A 15514-nucleotide genomic window follows, 5' to 3' on the forward strand; every position below is an offset into this window, starting at 1 on the left:
TGACCGCTCAATTTTCAAAACTTTTACCTGTAAAGGTTTCAGCCTTTTTATTTCCAAGATTAAAGAGAGTAACTTTTACCAAAACTTAGGCTTTGTTGCATGAAAGTAGCGTTCTTAACATCCATTGCGTAGCTTAATTGCTCTGTTTGGCGGTTATTGATGTTCTATTTACTATTGTCCAATAGTTATTGCTCTGCACTGCCAAGCGATCGCTCTGTTTGGCGATTATTGATGTTCTATTTACTATTGTTCAATAGTTAGGGCTGACCGCTCAATTTTCAAAACTTTTACCTGTAAAGGTTTCAGCCTTTTTATTTCCAAGATTGATGTTCTATTTATCTATTGTCCAATAGTTACAGCAGTTTCAGCGCGTTATTGTTGTAGATATGCACAAGCAAGTGCGGCAGCTATATACTTTCATGCAACAAAGCCCAAAACTTATATAGATTAGCGTACTTATTGCAGCATTTAGCAGCAAGGGAAAATCATCAATAACGATCGTATCAAACAAAAATACCATGAACAAACAAAAACAGAAAAGCAACAGTCCCGACAATACTGAAACTGCTACTTCCTGCTATCAAGCTGCTTTGAGAGTGTATACCGAATCTGCCTATCCGTTCTACTAAACTTACCCAAACTTACCCGTGCCGGAATTGCACGCAGCTCTGGAGTTAGCTTCCTGCTTTGCTGACGCAATGCTGCGCAAACACAGAAGACCACTGACCGCAGTCTGTAACTTATCTTCTCCACAGGCTTAAAATCGGCGGGAACTCTACCTACTGATAAGTGAGTATAGTAAATTTTTTCTTAACTGTCAAGTCCTCGCTTTCTAAGCGATCGCCTCTATCTAGAGGTTTTAATTGCAGCAAGAGAGAATCATCAATAATTATCGTATCAAACAAAAATACCATGAACGAACAACGCCTAACAGCATACGCACAAATAATTCAACAACTCTTAGAATGTTCCGAAGACCGAAAGGCAGACTTACTGCAAAACCATCAAGACTTAATCGATAAGGAATTCATCACCTTCATGCAGCAATATGCACAATATCTGGCAGAAGCAGGCAATAAAAATAACGCCCGACGGCTAATGAATATGGCTCAAAAACTAACGCAACGGTTAAATCAATCGCAAAATCCTGTTTCTTACACTACCCTACTGCAACAACTACTACAAGCAGAATCGGAAGTTAGGGCAGGTAAAGCAAACAAAAGCATCGTCTACCAAATTCTAGACAATAACCGACATCTCCTCAATGAAAACCTCGCCCACATCCTGCCACAATACGCATCCGACCTCATTACCAACAACTCTCCTGAAACTACGGATACTACTGTTGCATTAATCAAAAACCTGAGTTTTCATATTTGGCAGTTTCCAAGGGGAAACAGAAAAGCACAAATAGAAATAGCGATCTCCGGATATTTATTCACCCTCAGTCACCATGAAGAAAACACCAAAGATTGGGCAATGATTCAAGGCAACCTAGGATCGGCCTACTCTTACTCTAGTAGAATCAAAGGTAACGCAGCCGAGAACATAGAATCTGCCATTGCCTACTTCCAAGCTGCTTTGAGAGTTAGGAAACCTGAAACCTTACCAGCTCACTGTTTAAGAACTGCCTATAACCTAGCAAACTTCGCCTCAACACAAAAAAACTATCAACTCGCCATCGATAACTATGAAATAGCTATTGCCGCCATTGAGCAAAGTCGAGATTGGATACCCGACGAAATTGCTAGGCAAGAAATTTTGCGTAAGAATATATATGTCTATGAAAATATGATTCAAGCTTCAGTTAATGCCCAACAATATGACAAAGCTTTGGAAACTTTAGAAAGATTCCGCTGTCGTCGCTTACTGGATTTAATTCTCACTAAAGATTTATACAAAAATGGGGAAGTGCCTGAAGATATCCGCAAGTTAGAAGCAGAAATGGAAGAGAAACAAAGGGAAATTGACAATTTACGTCGGCAGTTAGAAACCCCAGAGGATAAGCAGGAAAAAGTTGGAGCGAGTCGCCACCTTACCCGCGATGAGTGGGATGATATTACGGAGGATATCCGAAAGTTAATAGCTGAAAAACGGGAAATTTGGCAAAAGATGCGTCGGTTAGACCAGGTTTTAGCGGACGGTATTCAAGCGCCGAGTGTTAGTGTGGAGAAAATGAAGGAGTTGTTGGAAATTAGGCAACAGGGAACAGGGAACAGGGAACAGAGAGAAGATGTTGCTCTCCTGAGTTTCTACACTACTAAAAATGACACTTATATTTTTATCCTCACTCAAGCAGGTGTTAAATTACATCGTTGTCAAGAGCAAGGTTTAAATAATTTGCAACAGTGGTTACAGGATAATTGGTTAACACCCTACTCCCAAATAGATAATTTAGCAGCATTTCAAGCAGCAGCAATTTTAGCCAACTGCGATATTGATGCCATTGAGTCTATTAACCCCAAACCATCTAATGTAGTAGTTAAACTCAAGGATAGTCGGGAAGAGAAAATTAGTCTCTCCGGCTTTAACGCATCCCGCAAACAACAGAAACACCAGTTATACAAACAATGGCAAGACAAAATGGAGGGAATGTTAAAAGAAATAGCAGACAGACTGCAAATAAACCAACTCGTAGAAAAACTCACAGACATCAAAGAAATTATCCTGGTGCACTTTATGTATCTGCATCAAATTCCGTTACCAGCATTACCCCTAGACAACGGCAAATATTTAGGCGATAAATTCCTGGTGAGAATAGCACCCAGCACCCAGGTATTAACATTTTGTCGGCAACAAGCACCATATTCGGAGTCAGACCTACCACGTTACGGTATCGTCGAAAATACCAGAGACGACTTACCATACACTCCCAAAGAATGCGAGTTAGTAGCACAAATTTATGGAGTCGCCCCCGAACACCATCTCAAAGGCAGCAAACAGGCAACCAAAGCTAAGTATAAACAGTTGTTGACGAGAGAGAAAGTATTAGGTTTACTCTCCAGTCACCACGCAAAATCTAATTTAACCGAACCTTTGGAGTCAAAGTTATTGCTAGGAGACACGGACTTAACATTAGGGGAGTTGCTGAATGCGAGCATCCGTTTCCCCCAGTTAGGAGACTTATTTCTCTCCTGTTGTGAAACGGCGTTAGGAAATTCAGAATTAACGGACGATATTTTTACCCTCAGTGCTGCCTTTTTATCAGCAGGAGCGTCGAATGTTATTAGTAGTTTGTGGGCAGTCAATGATTTAGCAACGACAATTTTATCATATTTTTACCACCGCAACCGCGCCGCAGGTATTTCTAGTGCGAATGCGTTATGGCAAGCACAGATGGAGTTGAAGGAGTTAACTTTGGCAAAAGCGGAGGAAAGTTTGGAGAATGCAGAGGAAGTATTAGAAGAGTTTGAAGAAGGGAGCAGAGAGTATGAGGAACAGGAGAAAATAGCTGATAACTGTCAGGAAGTTTTGGATTTAGTCAGCGAAGCTAAAAAATCAATAGGGGGCGAAAAACCCTTTAATCATCCTTATTATTGGGCAGGTTTTGTTTGTCAAGGAGAAGGGTGAATTCAGTTATCAGTTGTCAGGAGTCAGAATTCAGAATTCAGGAGGAAACAAGAGTTATGCTCAAGGAAAGAAGATAAGATGGTACGCTAAAAAGTAGCGATCGTGCTATTATGGGGAGTGTAGGGAGATCGAGAAAGATTTGGCTAAGTATTTAACCGAACATGATATAATATGAACAGGATTTACCGAGTGACACATATAAGACTTAAGCAGTACAACGTATTTTCGTCATTGCGACCTACAGGGTTTACGGAGCATTTCGTCCCGGAAAACAATCTCAAATCCTAATTTTTCGTACCTTATGCGTAAGTCCTGATATAGATATAGGGTTCTGGTGCGTTACGCTACCGCTAACGCACCCTACTGGACTACTGTTTTTTTCAATGGTATAATACAACAGACGAAAAACATGACAGCAATTATTCAAGCAAATAAACTAAATATGATTGATGTTGAGCATAAATTTAGTCTCAACCAAACAGATGATATTCAATTCTTTAGAGAATGGTTTGATAATTTACCCGAAATAACCGATATCGAAAAACAAGTATTAGACCGAGCAAAAGCAAATTATTTGAATGCTATTAAACATCGGGAAATTTCAGAAAATTTGGTAAAAATGACAGTAATTGCTCCCCTACTTGCTTGGGCAGATTTTTATCAGCTTCCTTTTGATATTGTAGATGAAAATTCTATTGATGTTTCTGTGGAAACACAGGATGAAATAATCAAAGGTCGGATTGATATAATAGTTTTTAAACATCATCTATGGTTATTAGTAATTGAGTCAAAAAATGCTGGATTATCTATAATTAATGGTATCCCTCAAGCCCTCACTTATATGATGACTAATCCTCATCCAGAACAACCAATTTTTGGATTAGTAACCAACGGAGATGATTTTCAATTTATCAAATTAGTTAAACAAAATCTACCTGAATATGCTTTATCTAAAAAATTCACAATTTCTAATCCCCAAACTAATGAACTTTATCATGTACTCAGTATCTTAAAAAAATTAGGTCAAGTTATCAATTAAACATTTACAATAATAAAAAATCAAATCAATAATTACCGAATAATTAATTATTAATAATTAAATAATTCGCGCCTTGAAGCCTCCCCTTTTAAGGAAAAAAAAAAGAAAATATTCGTTATATTCAATCAAGAACGGTTTTAACCAGAGGTAATTATCAATTATCCATTATCCATTAATGAAAGCATATTTTGGGCAAATGAGATACAGGGTAAATGATGAAAATATTGTAGTGAGGCAATCTAGCCATCTTCGGGGTGTACCTCGCGGGCAACGGGAAGCGCTGTATAAATTATTTCCCCCTACACAGAACAATCTTGGGACAATTCTTACTCCTATCTCCTCGCTCATTCCCATTTCTCCTGTCTCCTGTCTCCTGTCTCCTGTCTCCTACCCCTACTAAAAGACTTTCCATACACAAACCCTAATTATTATGTTAAAACGTCCTATATATCTCGACTGCAACGCGACTACTCCTCTTGATGAACGAGTATTAAAAACAATGTTGCCCTATTTCACCGAATATTTTGGCAACCCTGCCAGTATCACTCATCAATATGGTTGGGAAGCAGAAGCAGCAGTTAAAAAAGCTAGAGAAATTTTAGCTTCATCTATTAATGCCACCCCCGAAGAAATTGTCTTTACCAGTGGAGCGACAGAGGCAAATAATTTAGCAATAAAAGGAGTCGCTGAAGCTTACTTCAATAAAGGCAAACATATTATTACTATTGCCACCGAACATAATGCCGTTATCGACCCCTGTGTATATTTACAAAACTTGGGATTTGAAGTTACTTATTTATCTGTAAATACAGATGGAATTATTGATTTAACTTCCCTAATAACTGCCATACGTCCCGATACAATTTTAGTTTCTGTCATGGCAGCAAATAATGAAATTGGTGTCTTACAACCCTTGGCAAAAATAGGAGAAATATGTAAAGAAAATTCAGTAATTTTCCATACTGACGCTGCACAAGCTATTGGGAAAATTCCTCTAGATGTGCAGACAATGAATATTGATTTACTATCATTAACTGCCCACAAAATTTACGGTCCAAAAGGTGTTGGCGCTCTCTATGTGCGTCGTCGTCATCCCAGAGTAAAATTAGCACCTCAAATACATGGGGGCGGTCACGAAAGAGGAATGCGCTCTGGCACTTTGTATACTCCCCAAATAGTCGGTTTTGGTAAAGCTGTAGAAGTGGCAGTAACAGAAATGGAGTCAGAGGCAAAACGGTTAACTACTTTGCGACAACGGTTGTGGGAAAAGCTGCAAACAGTGGAAAATATTTTTCTCAACGGACATCCGACTCAGCGTTTGCCAGGAAATTTGAATATTAGTGTTGAGGGTGTAGATGGGCAAGCATTGTTATTGGGGTTACAACCTGTGGTGGCGGTCTCTTCCGGTTCCGCTTGTACTTCTGCAAAAATAGCACCTTCCCATGTTTTGGCCGCTTTGGGACGCTCAGAAAAATTAGCTTATGCTTCCGTGCGTTTTGGTATCGGGCGGTTTAATACTGCTGAAGAAATAGACTTGGTGGCCGAACACGCGATCGCCACTATTACATCTTTGGCGTTGATTAAATGTAATGATAATTAGACATCTACTCCACCCATAGGGAGTAGGCAGCTTTGCTGTAGGCAGTAGGGAACCCACCCGCGGGCCCCGACCATGGAGGGGAAAGAATTGATAATTTCTTTGGGATATAGATATTGATTTTTGATTCTTGGAGATGTCTATTAGCTGAAGGTATAGCGCTGCGCGCAGGGAACAGGGAACAGGCAACAGGCAATAGGGGGAATAAATTGCCGATAATATAAGACTTTTAGCTATTGGACACCTCCTGCAATTTGTAAATATGCCAGCGCGCAGCGCTATAAAATTGAAAAACTGATGTTTTGTGCCCAAAGTTAATCTCAAAATCATTACCACTCAGCAACGCCACATTTTTACGTCAAGCAACCGCAAACATATAGAACCCCCGATCGTATCTTCATAAATATGCGCGTTTTTTTAGCCTTGAGTCAGGAGACAGCTATACTGGAGACAGGAGACAACCCACCCCTAATATCAAATCCGGTTAAACAGCCATAGAATGGTTAAGTTAGGAGGAGTCAACCCACCCCTAACCCCTCCCAGGAGGGGAGGGGAAGTCAGGAGGACCTCCTCAGGAGGAGAAAGAATTACAAAGATAAACGTAGTTATGGCGATTGAAGATTTTTTTTATGTCCAATTAAACGGATTTGATATAACCCCTCCCAGGAGGGGAAGGGAAGAGGGAAGAGGGAAGATGTGGGGAGAAATAATACAAAAAATTCAACACTCCTTCAGATGATTTTTCCTCAAAATTGATGGGCGAAAAGACTTGACTACCATAATTATATAGAACTCAAATGGGTTCTATATAACCCATTTTATATCATCTCCGGTAGCATCGGTATTGTAAGCGCGAAGGTAAGGAAGAAGGAAGAAGGAAGAGGAAAGAAGGTTATTGAGCAAGAAAAAAACCTAAATTTCCTGTAGATATTCACCCTTGGGTTTACACAAACGATACCAAAAGTACATACCGCGTCCAAAGATATAGCAATGTGCGCTGGCATATTTACAAATTACAAGAAGTGTCCAATAGCTAAAAGTCTTATATTATAGGTTTTTTATTCCCCCTTCCGGAGCTGTTGCCTGTTGCCTGCGCACAGCGCTATATAGCACTACGCAAATAGGATGTGAACATTTATAAATGCTCAAAGTTAGTTAGGAATTACTTCTGACTTGCGCGTAGCGCTATACTCCCGTTGTTTGAATTACCAAACTACCTGTAACCTTTCTGCTGCCACTCTCTGATAAACCATATCTGTTTGTTTCGCTATCCTACCCCAACAGAATTTATATTCTAATTCCTGATAAGCATTACTAACCAATTTTTGCATATAATCAGAGTCTCTCAACACCTCTACAATGCCTTGTGCTAAAGAAATAGAATTACCAACTTTCGTGACAATACCTGTTCTACCATGTTCCACCACTTCTGGTAAACCACCCGTATCCGAAACTACCACAGGCACTCGCGCGGCAAAACTTTCTAGGGCAACAATACCAAAAGGTTCGTACAGACTGGGAAATACTGCACAGTCAGCGATCGCTTGAAACTTATCTAAATTTTCTTCAGACATAAACCCGGTAAAATTAAATCTTTCAGAAACTCCCAAATGCCATATTTCTTTTTTCCAAAGGTCTGTTTTTCCGCCACCGATCATAATAAATTTTACCCGGTCTCCCATTTCTGCAATTACTCTCGGTGCTGCATGAATTAACACAGAAATACCTTTTTCTGGGGTCATTCTACCTAAATAGTAGACAATTTTTTCTCGATCTTCTGCAAAATGCCTGCGGAAATTTACTGCATCAAACTCATCTCTACTTGGTTTTTTTTCAGCACAAATACCATTATAAATTATATCTATTTTATCACAAGGACTGTCTAAAGTTCTTGCTACTTCTAGCTTCATATATTTAGAACAAACAATGACTCGCCAAGCATTATAAACTAGCTCTTTTTCCTTCTCATTTATGTACTGTTGGCTATGATTATGAATACCATTGTGACGACCATTTTCTGTGGCATGAATTGTAGCTATTAATGGTAGTTTAAAGATATGTTTAAGAGCGATCGCTGCATCGGTGACTAACCAATCATGGGCATGAATTATATCAAAATTTTTCTCTTCTTTTATTAGTTTCCCTCCATGACGACCCATAGCTTCATTCATATTTGCTATCCAATGAAAGAAGTTTTGACTTGGTCCAACTGGCACTCTATGTACTTCTATCCCTTCTACAATTTCATACATTGGCGCTTCGCCAGACTTGACTGTGATTAAATGCACTTCATGTCCTAATTTCACCATTTCTGGATATAATTCTGCAACATGACGTGCTATGCCTCCAATAATTCTTGGTGGAAACTCCCAGCTTAATACAAGAATTTTCATTACTGCATAACTCCCATTTTTTACAATTCTTAATTTTTAGTAATTTTACTTCAAAGATGATTTTTAATATTTAACATTTTCTCAATAAATTACACGGATGCTTTAATTCAACTATTCTTGGCGATGTGAGTTAATTCTGGTTAATTACTATACCAAAAAATATACTTAATATAATAATGATGTTTATGCAAGTGAGATTTTTATCCCTGGACTATTTTATAAATTTTGTCAAGGCTATTAAATGACTGAAAGACGAACTTGATACTGGGATAGAATTAATATATACACGATCATTTCACTTAATACTAATAACTATTATTCCATTATCTTTTTAAGATATCATTAATTTCCCCTAACTCAAAATCTCAAGCAATCAATAAAAATAAGTATGATTATACAAGCATGAGGAATTATTAAAAAATATTAAGTAACTGCGATCGCTCTATTTAGCCTGTAAGTAATTCTCTGCATTTATCCCCTGAACTCTCAAAATATCAAAATCATAGAAGCCAGAGTTAAATTATAAATTATTGCCATTGCTGCGATGAATAGATCGAAATTTGATATTGTTCTTCCTTTTCGTCTCAAGTCTATATTAATTTCTGATGTTTTTTCGATAATTGATAAATTGTTTAACAATAAAATTGTAATTTCTTAACAAAACTCATTAAACACGGAAGCTTGAATCATCATCTCCTCCTATAATTTTTTAATTCTGGTTTACAACTGCTGAAACCATACTAATATTTAGTATATCACTTACCTTAATATCTCCCTTCTACTGCAGCATTAAAAATTTCTTTTTCTTCTGAGGTAAAATCATCAAGTATTGTCGATAATAACTCTGTTGACATAACTCTCTCAACCCTTTTTTTTTAGTTGTTCATCATTGAGAAATAGGAAAATTTGAGGTGACACTCTATCTAATAATTTCGAGAAAGTCTGAATAAGTTCATCTCGATCTAATTCCTGATCAAGACTATCATTTTCCATTGTTTGGTCAATCATTTATGATATTCTTTTAAGAACTGTATTATTTTCCACGGAAGCTTGAGTTATCATCTCCTACTATAACTTTTTAATTCTGGTTTACAACTGCTGAAACTATATCACTCTGCATCATCTAAATGATGCCAATAAAAAACAATTGTTCCACAATTTATATCGGTGGTTAAAGTCTGATGGGTTATTCTCTTATTTCTCTTTTACACATTGAGAAAAATGTGGTTTTACAGTATCTTTAATTTCCCTATAGACGCTCTCTAGTAGATCATTCCATAAAACAACAATTATTAAAGCATTGTTTTTAATTTCAGATTTTATTTCTTTTAATTTATGCAGCAATGAGCTTCCTGACCGCTCTTTTTTTTCAGTAGAATAAGACCTTTGCAAGACAATGGAACAATCTAATTCTGTTTGTTGTTTAATTTCCTTTTTTAAGTCCTTCAAAAAAATTCGCGATCGCCTCGTTTTAATGTGTCAGGATATAACAAGATAGTGTCAGGAAAAGGAAATTTAGAGTAAGACTTATTTCTGTATAGAGCTGATAATTTACTTGAAGCCCATTTTGTTACTTGATCGTCAAAATCTTTACTTGTTTTTTGAGGAATATTTGAACTCAAGAAAGGTTTATGAAGTTCACCACCACCGTACTCTAAATTTGGAGGGATAAAGACCGTTCTCTCTCTTTTTAAATATTTTTGTTTAATTTCAACTGGTTGATTTTCATACTCCACACCAGATAATTCATCGATAAAACTTGAAATTATACGAACTCGTTTATCAGGACTAACTTGAGGACAAATAGGCCATTTTCGTAATCCTTCATACTCCGTTGTAAAAATTGGAAAAAGACGTGAAATAGGAACAGCTATAAATCTATCTTTATCCAAACGATCTTTTACAAAAACTGCCTCCTCGTGAGGAGATATTTTAAGTTGTGAATACTTTTGACAATAATATTCATAAACAGTCTTACCCAAGTCTTTAACAGTATATTGATTTATCGTTTTTCCTGTAGTACCTACATAACGACTAGCATCTTCAATTTTTACATCCAAAGTTTCTTTAGCCACTTCGATAAAATAAGTCTTATCAGGTACATCTGTTATTTCTAATATCTTTCCTACTTCTGGACTATTTCCATCAGGAATTAGAAAAGCTGGATAACCAAAACGTTTAGTAGGATAAACAGGACAAAATAGTTCTTCTCGCCATAATTTATCCGCCCATCTTTGAAGTCGAATTGGTTGATTATTAGCTTTAGGAATCTTTTCAGTTACTTTAAGTATCCGGAAACGATAGACTTCTTTTTCAACACCTCTTTAATTATAATTGATAATCAAGTCAATAAAAACCAAATCGACTTATGCTTTAGTTTTAACTATTAGTACCCAATAGCATTTTTTAGTATTAGTTTAAGTTCTAATGAAATTGGTAATCTATCAATTTATCTACATAGATTTGATAAAGGTTCACCATCTGATTTTCTCTGTAGATAAACTCCTTTCAACAAAGCTTCTAACCCATACTTTGTCAGTGCATCTGATGCGAGTCCTATTACTCCCAAGAATACGATACCACCAATCATTCCTCCGGGTCCTAACATTGCTAATGCTGCTGTAATTGCTGCAGCACCAGTGAACCCCGTCGTTGCCATTGCAATTAAAAGTATAACACCGGGTAATCCTACACCTGCTATCTTTCTTACAGCTTCATCCATAACTATTTTTTCTTGTTATTAAGTAAAGATTTTTTCTTAGTATAAGAAAAACTGTCTAAATATTTCCTCAGCAATAGTAAAATCACGGAAAACAAACTTATTTTTTATTAATAAAAACAAGAATAATATCATGTCCGGTAGCATCGGTATTGTATAGCAAGGGTAGGGAACACCGGAGCTGGGAACAGGGAACAGTCAGGAATACTTAAGAGCAAGAAAAAAACTTAAATTTCCTGTAGATATTCACCTTTGGGTTTACACAAACGCGCCCCAGCGGACATGATATAAATCCTGAAAAATACTGAAGGGAATTGCTATGAAAATTTAAAAGGTTCCCTATTTCTAGAGAACCTCTTTAATGATAGTTGAAATTTTGAGATAGCTAATAGGCAGATATAGCACTACACACTACAATTAAGACAACTATAAAACTTTAAAGCTTATTATCTGTAAAGTTTTAACTCTAGATGACTGCTGACTGCTGAATGCTAAATGCCGATCGCTATGAAAACTAACCCAATACTTCCTTAGCTTTAGCAACAATGTTATCAACAGTGAAACCAAACTTCTCCAGCACAACACCACCAGGAGCAGAAGCACCAAAAGTATCAACACTCAAAGTTGCACCTTCATCAGTCACATAACGATGCCAACCAAAACTAACACCAGCTTCCACTGCCAAACGCTTCTTCACAGCAGCAGGGAACACAGACTCTTTATAAGCTGCATCTTGCTCTTCAAATAATTCCCAACATGGCATAGAAACCACCCGTACTTTCTTACCTTCCTCACGGAGTTTTTCTGCAGCGTCAACACATTGGTAAGTTTCTCCACCAGTACCAATTAAGATAATATCTGGAGTACCTTCGCCATCACTAATAATATAAGCACCTTTAGCAACCCCATCAATGGAACTACCAGCTAAATTAGGTAAACCTTGGCGAGATAATGCTAACAGAGTAGGTTGAGGATGAGAAGATTTAGCCTTTTCCACTGCAACCTTGTATGCACCAGAAGTTTCATTACCATCTGCAGGACGCATCACAAGTAATTGTGGAATCAAACGTAAAGATGCAATATGCTCAACTGGTTGGTGAGTCGGTCCGTCTTCACCTAAAGCGATAGAGTCGTGAGTCATTACCCAAATAACACCAGCTTCAGCTAAAGCAGACAAACGGATGGAGTTCCGCATATAGTCAGTGAACACCAAGAAGGTTGCACCATAAGGAATTAACCCAGAACCATGGAGAGCAATACCATTACAAATTGCTCCCATACCATGTTCCCGAACACCAAAACGCATATTTCGGTTTTGATATTGACCTTTTTGGAAGTCTCCTAAACCTTTGAGTAGAGTCTTGTTAGAAGGAGCTAAGTCAGCAGAACCACCAATTAACTCTGGTAAAACTCCAGCTATAGCATTTAGTGTTGCACCAGACTGGTTACGAGTTGCATCCTTCTTGCTTTCAGGAGTATATTTAGGAAGTGCATCTGCCCAACCTTCAGGTAACTTACCACTTACCATCCGTTCCAAAGTAGCTGCATCTTCAGGATATTTGGATTTATAGTCGGAGAAAAGTTGATCCCATTCTTCCTGATATTTTGCTCCTCGGTCAACTGCTTGGCGGAAATGACTCAGAGCATCCGCAGGCACTTCAAATTCTGGATATTCCCAACCAAGATTTTTCCTAGTAGCTGCTACTTCATCAGGTCCGAGTGCTGCACCGTGAACATCGTGAGTATCAGCTTTATTAGGAGAACCATAACCAATAAGAGTAGTAACTTTGATCATGGAAGGTTTATCAGTAACCGCTTTCGCTTTTTCAATTGCTTCGGCGATCGCATCTAAACCAGTATTACCATCAGTAACGTGCTGAACGTGCCAACCATAAGCTTCAAAACGCTTACTTACATCTTCAGTAAAGGAAATGTCTGTATGACCGTCAATGGAAATATGGTTATCATCATAGAAAGCAATTAACTTACCTAAACCCCAGTGTCCCGCTAAGGAAGCAGCTTCACCAGAAATACCTTCCATGTTACAACCATCACCCATGATGACGTAGGTATAGTGGTCAATTAGGTTACAGTCTGGCTTATTGAATGTAGCAGCTAAATGGGCCTCTGCTGCAGCTAATCCTACAGCGTTAGCAATACCTTGTCCTAGTGGCCCGGTAGTAACCTCGATACCTTCAGTGATGTGATTTTCTGGGTGGCCAGGAGTTTTAGAATCCCACTGACGGAATTGTTTAATTTCTTCCATAGGTACGCTGTCAAAACCTGTGAGGTGCATGAGAGCGTAAAGTAACATACAGCCGTGGCCAGCAGAGAGAACGAAGCGATCGCGATTTAACCATTTAGGATTTTTGGGGTTAAAGCGCATGAACTTATCCCAGAGGACAAAGGCCATTGGTGCAGCACCCATGGGTAGTCCTGGATGGCCAGAATTAGCTTTTTGAACTGCATCAATTGCTAAGAAGCGGATTGAGTTAATACAAAGTTCTTCCAGTGATTGAGTTGTAGCAACCATAGTTATTGTTTCTATATATTGAAATGTGTGAATGCCGGAGCGAATAAACCAGATATTTGTCCACTGTCATACTACAGTTATACTGCTCTGGAATTGTTCTCAGACCATATACATTACAGATCATCTCACTGTAGGGATCTCTAGGCAAGGGAAGTTATCAAGTCAAAAATTTTAAGGCCCTTATGAAGTTAAACTTATGGTGTGGACTTTAGTTATTATTATGAGGTTAAGGGTATGAAACAGTCTATAAGGTTTTATCTCCCAGCCGCATTCCTAAAAGTATTAATATCTAATGTTTGGAGATACCTAGATGAATCAAGATAACACTACTATAGAAGAACGTCGCTTTGATGATATCCAAACTTGGATGTCAACAGGAAAAGGTACAGATTTACCCGAAGTCTTACAGGGTATCTACTTTATGGATGGAAACGATCTACCAGAGGATTGTCTGACTCTGAATGCTTCTGCTTCATGGAATCCTGAGACTCTAACCTTGTCAGTGAGGACTCACGATCCCTTTCAATGGACATTTCATCCTTCAGTTGCTGGACGAAGACTTCTTCAGCAGAATAAGTCCCAAAAATTGCTCATCAAGATACTTTTTCAGGATAATACTTTGAGACGGGCAGATGTGATTCCCCAATTTTATGGAATACAATTTCCTCGCTGGATTCTTGGCTTTGAGATGATCCAAACGGAAGATAGTGTCGATGGTATGACCTGGTATCGCAGAAATAATATCTTTTTTGGTTTGATTCCTGCAGGGAGCTATATTCTCAGGAAGATTGTGGATAAAAATGGCCAAAAAACTCCTGCTTTTCACGATATGCTTGCTAAAGTTCAGGAAACTTGCATTGTTGTGACTAAAAGTAATAAGTAGCTTTTGCTGAAAAAGTCTTTTGGTGAAGTTAGGGAATAAAGTTATTCGATTGACTACTCCCCTAGCTGAAGCCTAGGGGATTCTAAGTTGATACTACGCAACTTCAAAATCAGCAGTTTCTTCAAATAGTCCAACTTATGGGGAGTCACCAATGACTCAATGCTGCAACTCTGGTTAAATTTGATCGGGTGTTAAAAAGTTTTTAGTGTTACTTAGACATTTTATGGTATAAAAAATGCCTGTTAGCTCCGCATTCCGCCGGAAAACCCGCTTGCTGTTAATAATTCATGCCTTTTTGAGGTAAAAAACCCTGCATGTCTATATTTGAGAATATTTTATGACTCTGTTTTGTCTAAGTTCCACCCATTAGAAGATGTTGTTTAAGTTCCCTTCTCCTTAAAATCAAGATACAAATTATACTAAAATAAGCTTAGTATTTTCTAACGGAAAGAGCAAAAGATGTCTGAAATCCAACTAGCAAATTCTTTATCTAAAAATAGCGAACAAAACACCGCCACGAGTCTAGTCAAATTGGCGGCTTTTTTAGTAGCGTTGTACATCCTAGAGCGTGACAGCCCAGCTGAATATAAATATAATTACAGCTATCTCAATCCTCTGGCGATGACAAATGTACCAAGATACAAAATTATAGAGAAAATTGTAGGTTTTCCTGTAATAAAGCTACCTAAAGGCACATTTCCAACACTGCAATGGCTGATCAAGTTAGCCGAGAATTAGAACAGCAAAAGTATATTGCTACTCCAGTAGCACTATTTGCCG

Annotated in this window: 15 protein-coding genes; 6 read left to right on the forward strand and 9 right to left on the reverse strand. The window is 37.9% G+C overall.

What is annotated here, in order from left to right; all coding sequences use genetic code 11:
• Window positions 1–779: 779 nt before the first annotated feature.
• Window positions 780–914: a hypothetical protein gene (locus F6K06_RS05195; RefSeq protein ID WP_275670479.1), complete on the reverse strand. Its 135-nt coding sequence runs from the start codon at window positions 912–914 to the stop codon at window positions 780–782.
• Here F6K06_RS05195 and F6K06_RS05200 point away from each other — a divergent pair.
• Complete coding sequence (locus F6K06_RS05200) at window positions 913–3570, forward strand: CHAT domain-containing protein (RefSeq protein WP_287240627.1); 2658 nt, start codon at window positions 913–915, stop codon at window positions 3568–3570. The genes F6K06_RS05195 and F6K06_RS05200 overlap by 2 nt on opposite strands.
• Before the next feature lie 409 nt (window positions 3571–3979).
• Complete coding sequence (locus F6K06_RS05205; RefSeq protein ID WP_124147863.1) at window positions 3980–4609, forward strand: type I restriction endonuclease; 630 nt, start codon at window positions 3980–3982, stop codon at window positions 4607–4609.
• A gap of 289 nt (window positions 4610–4898) precedes the next feature.
• Here F6K06_RS05205 and F6K06_RS05210 read toward each other — a convergent pair whose 3' ends face one another.
• Window positions 4899–5021: a hypothetical protein gene (locus F6K06_RS05210; RefSeq protein WP_275670478.1), complete on the reverse strand. Its 123-nt coding sequence runs from the start codon at window positions 5019–5021 to the stop codon at window positions 4899–4901.
• A gap of 18 nt (window positions 5022–5039) precedes the next feature.
• On the opposite strand from F6K06_RS05210, the gene F6K06_RS05215 reads away from it, so the two are divergent.
• A complete protein-coding gene (locus F6K06_RS05215) occupies window positions 5040–6209 on the forward strand; it encodes an IscS subfamily cysteine desulfurase (RefSeq protein WP_124147862.1) in 1170 nt (389 codons plus the stop codon).
• A 496-nt stretch (window positions 6210–6705) separates the two neighbouring features.
• Entirely contained in the window at window positions 6706–6945 is a 240-nt protein-coding gene (locus F6K06_RS05220) for a hypothetical protein (RefSeq protein WP_287287114.1), read from the forward strand.
• A 466-nt stretch (window positions 6946–7411) separates the two neighbouring features.
• On the opposite strand, the gene F6K06_RS05225 is transcribed toward F6K06_RS05220, so the two are convergent.
• The 7 genes from F6K06_RS05225 to tkt all read right to left on the reverse strand — a co-directional run bounded on the left by F6K06_RS05225 (window position 7412) and on the right by tkt (window position 13851).
• A complete protein-coding gene (locus tag F6K06_RS05225; protein WP_124147861.1) occupies window positions 7412–8599 on the reverse strand; it encodes a glycosyltransferase family 4 protein in 1188 nt (395 codons plus the stop codon).
• A gap of 486 nt (window positions 8600–9085) precedes the next feature.
• Window positions 9086–9238 carry a hypothetical protein gene (locus F6K06_RS05230; protein WP_287276482.1) on the reverse strand — a complete coding sequence of 51 codons (153 nt, stop codon included), beginning with the start codon at window positions 9236–9238 and terminating at the stop codon, window positions 9086–9088.
• Window positions 9239–9460: 222 nt separating this feature from the next.
• Window positions 9461–9607 (reverse strand): hypothetical protein, encoded by a 147-nt coding sequence (locus tag F6K06_RS05235; protein ID WP_161564767.1) that lies wholly within the window; start codon window positions 9605–9607, stop codon window positions 9461–9463.
• A gap of 186 nt (window positions 9608–9793) precedes the next feature.
• On the reverse strand, window positions 9794–10048 hold the full coding sequence (locus F6K06_RS05240; protein WP_124147860.1) for a hypothetical protein: 255 nt from the start codon (window positions 10046–10048) through the stop codon (window positions 9794–9796).
• On the reverse strand, window positions 10045–10674 hold the full coding sequence (locus tag F6K06_RS05245; RefSeq protein WP_287240623.1) for a hypothetical protein: 630 nt from the start codon (window positions 10672–10674) through the stop codon (window positions 10045–10047). Before F6K06_RS05245 ends, F6K06_RS05240 begins: the two co-directional genes overlap by 4 nt.
• A 374-nt stretch (window positions 10675–11048) precedes the next feature.
• Complete coding sequence (locus tag F6K06_RS05250; RefSeq protein WP_124147858.1) at window positions 11049–11321, reverse strand: hypothetical protein; 273 nt, start codon at window positions 11319–11321, stop codon at window positions 11049–11051.
• Window positions 11322–11832: 511 nt separating this feature from the next.
• Window positions 11833–13851, reverse strand: coding sequence for a transketolase (gene tkt, locus F6K06_RS05255; RefSeq protein ID WP_124147857.1), 2019 nt, complete (start codon window positions 13849–13851; stop codon window positions 11833–11835).
• A 310-nt stretch (window positions 13852–14161) separates the two neighbouring features.
• Here tkt and F6K06_RS05260 point away from each other — a divergent pair, with 310 nt between their 5' ends.
• Both F6K06_RS05260 and F6K06_RS05265 read left to right on the forward strand, forming a co-directional pair.
• On the forward strand, window positions 14162–14734 hold the full coding sequence (locus F6K06_RS05260; protein WP_124147856.1) for a hypothetical protein: 573 nt from the start codon (window positions 14162–14164) through the stop codon (window positions 14732–14734).
• A gap of 459 nt (window positions 14735–15193) precedes the next feature.
• On the forward strand, window positions 15194–15472 hold the full coding sequence (locus tag F6K06_RS05265; RefSeq protein ID WP_124147855.1) for a hypothetical protein: 279 nt from the start codon (window positions 15194–15196) through the stop codon (window positions 15470–15472).
• Window positions 15473–15514 lie beyond the last annotated feature (42 nt).

Source organism: Okeania sp. SIO1H4, from assembly GCF_010672695.1.
Lineage (GTDB): Bacteria > Cyanobacteriota > Cyanobacteriia > Cyanobacteriales > Microcoleaceae > Okeania > Okeania hirsuta.

Coding starts and splice junctions, on each gene's coding strand:
- F6K06_RS05250 (WP_124147858.1), bottom strand. CDS start 11,321: ATGGATGAAGCTGTAAGAAAGATAGCAGGTGTAGGATTACCCGGTGTT.
- F6K06_RS05225 (WP_124147861.1), bottom strand. CDS start 8,599: ATGAAAATTCTTGTATTAAGCTGGGAGTTTCCACCAAGAATTATTGGA.
- F6K06_RS05200 (WP_287240627.1), top strand. CDS start 913: ATGAACGAACAACGCCTAACAGCATACGCACAAATAATTCAACAACTC.
- F6K06_RS05265 (WP_124147855.1), top strand. CDS start 15,194: ATGTCTGAAATCCAACTAGCAAATTCTTTATCTAAAAATAGCGAACAA.
- F6K06_RS05220 (WP_287287114.1), top strand. CDS start 6,706: ATGGTTAAGTTAGGAGGAGTCAACCCACCCCTAACCCCTCCCAGGAGG.
- F6K06_RS05215 (WP_124147862.1), top strand. CDS start 5,040: ATGTTAAAACGTCCTATATATCTCGACTGCAACGCGACTACTCCTCTT.
- F6K06_RS05260 (WP_124147856.1), top strand. CDS start 14,162: ATGAATCAAGATAACACTACTATAGAAGAACGTCGCTTTGATGATATC.
- F6K06_RS05205 (WP_124147863.1), top strand. CDS start 3,980: ATGACAGCAATTATTCAAGCAAATAAACTAAATATGATTGATGTTGAG.
- tkt (WP_124147857.1), bottom strand. CDS start 13,851: ATGGTTGCTACAACTCAATCACTGGAAGAACTTTGTATTAACTCAATC.
- F6K06_RS05195 (WP_275670479.1), bottom strand. CDS start 914: ATGGTATTTTTGTTTGATACGATAATTATTGATGATTCTCTCTTGCTG.
- F6K06_RS05210 (WP_275670478.1), bottom strand. CDS start 5,021: ATGGAAAGTCTTTTAGTAGGGGTAGGAGACAGGAGACAGGAGACAGGA.
- F6K06_RS05235 (WP_161564767.1), bottom strand. CDS start 9,607: ATGATTGACCAAACAATGGAAAATGATAGTCTTGATCAGGAATTAGAT.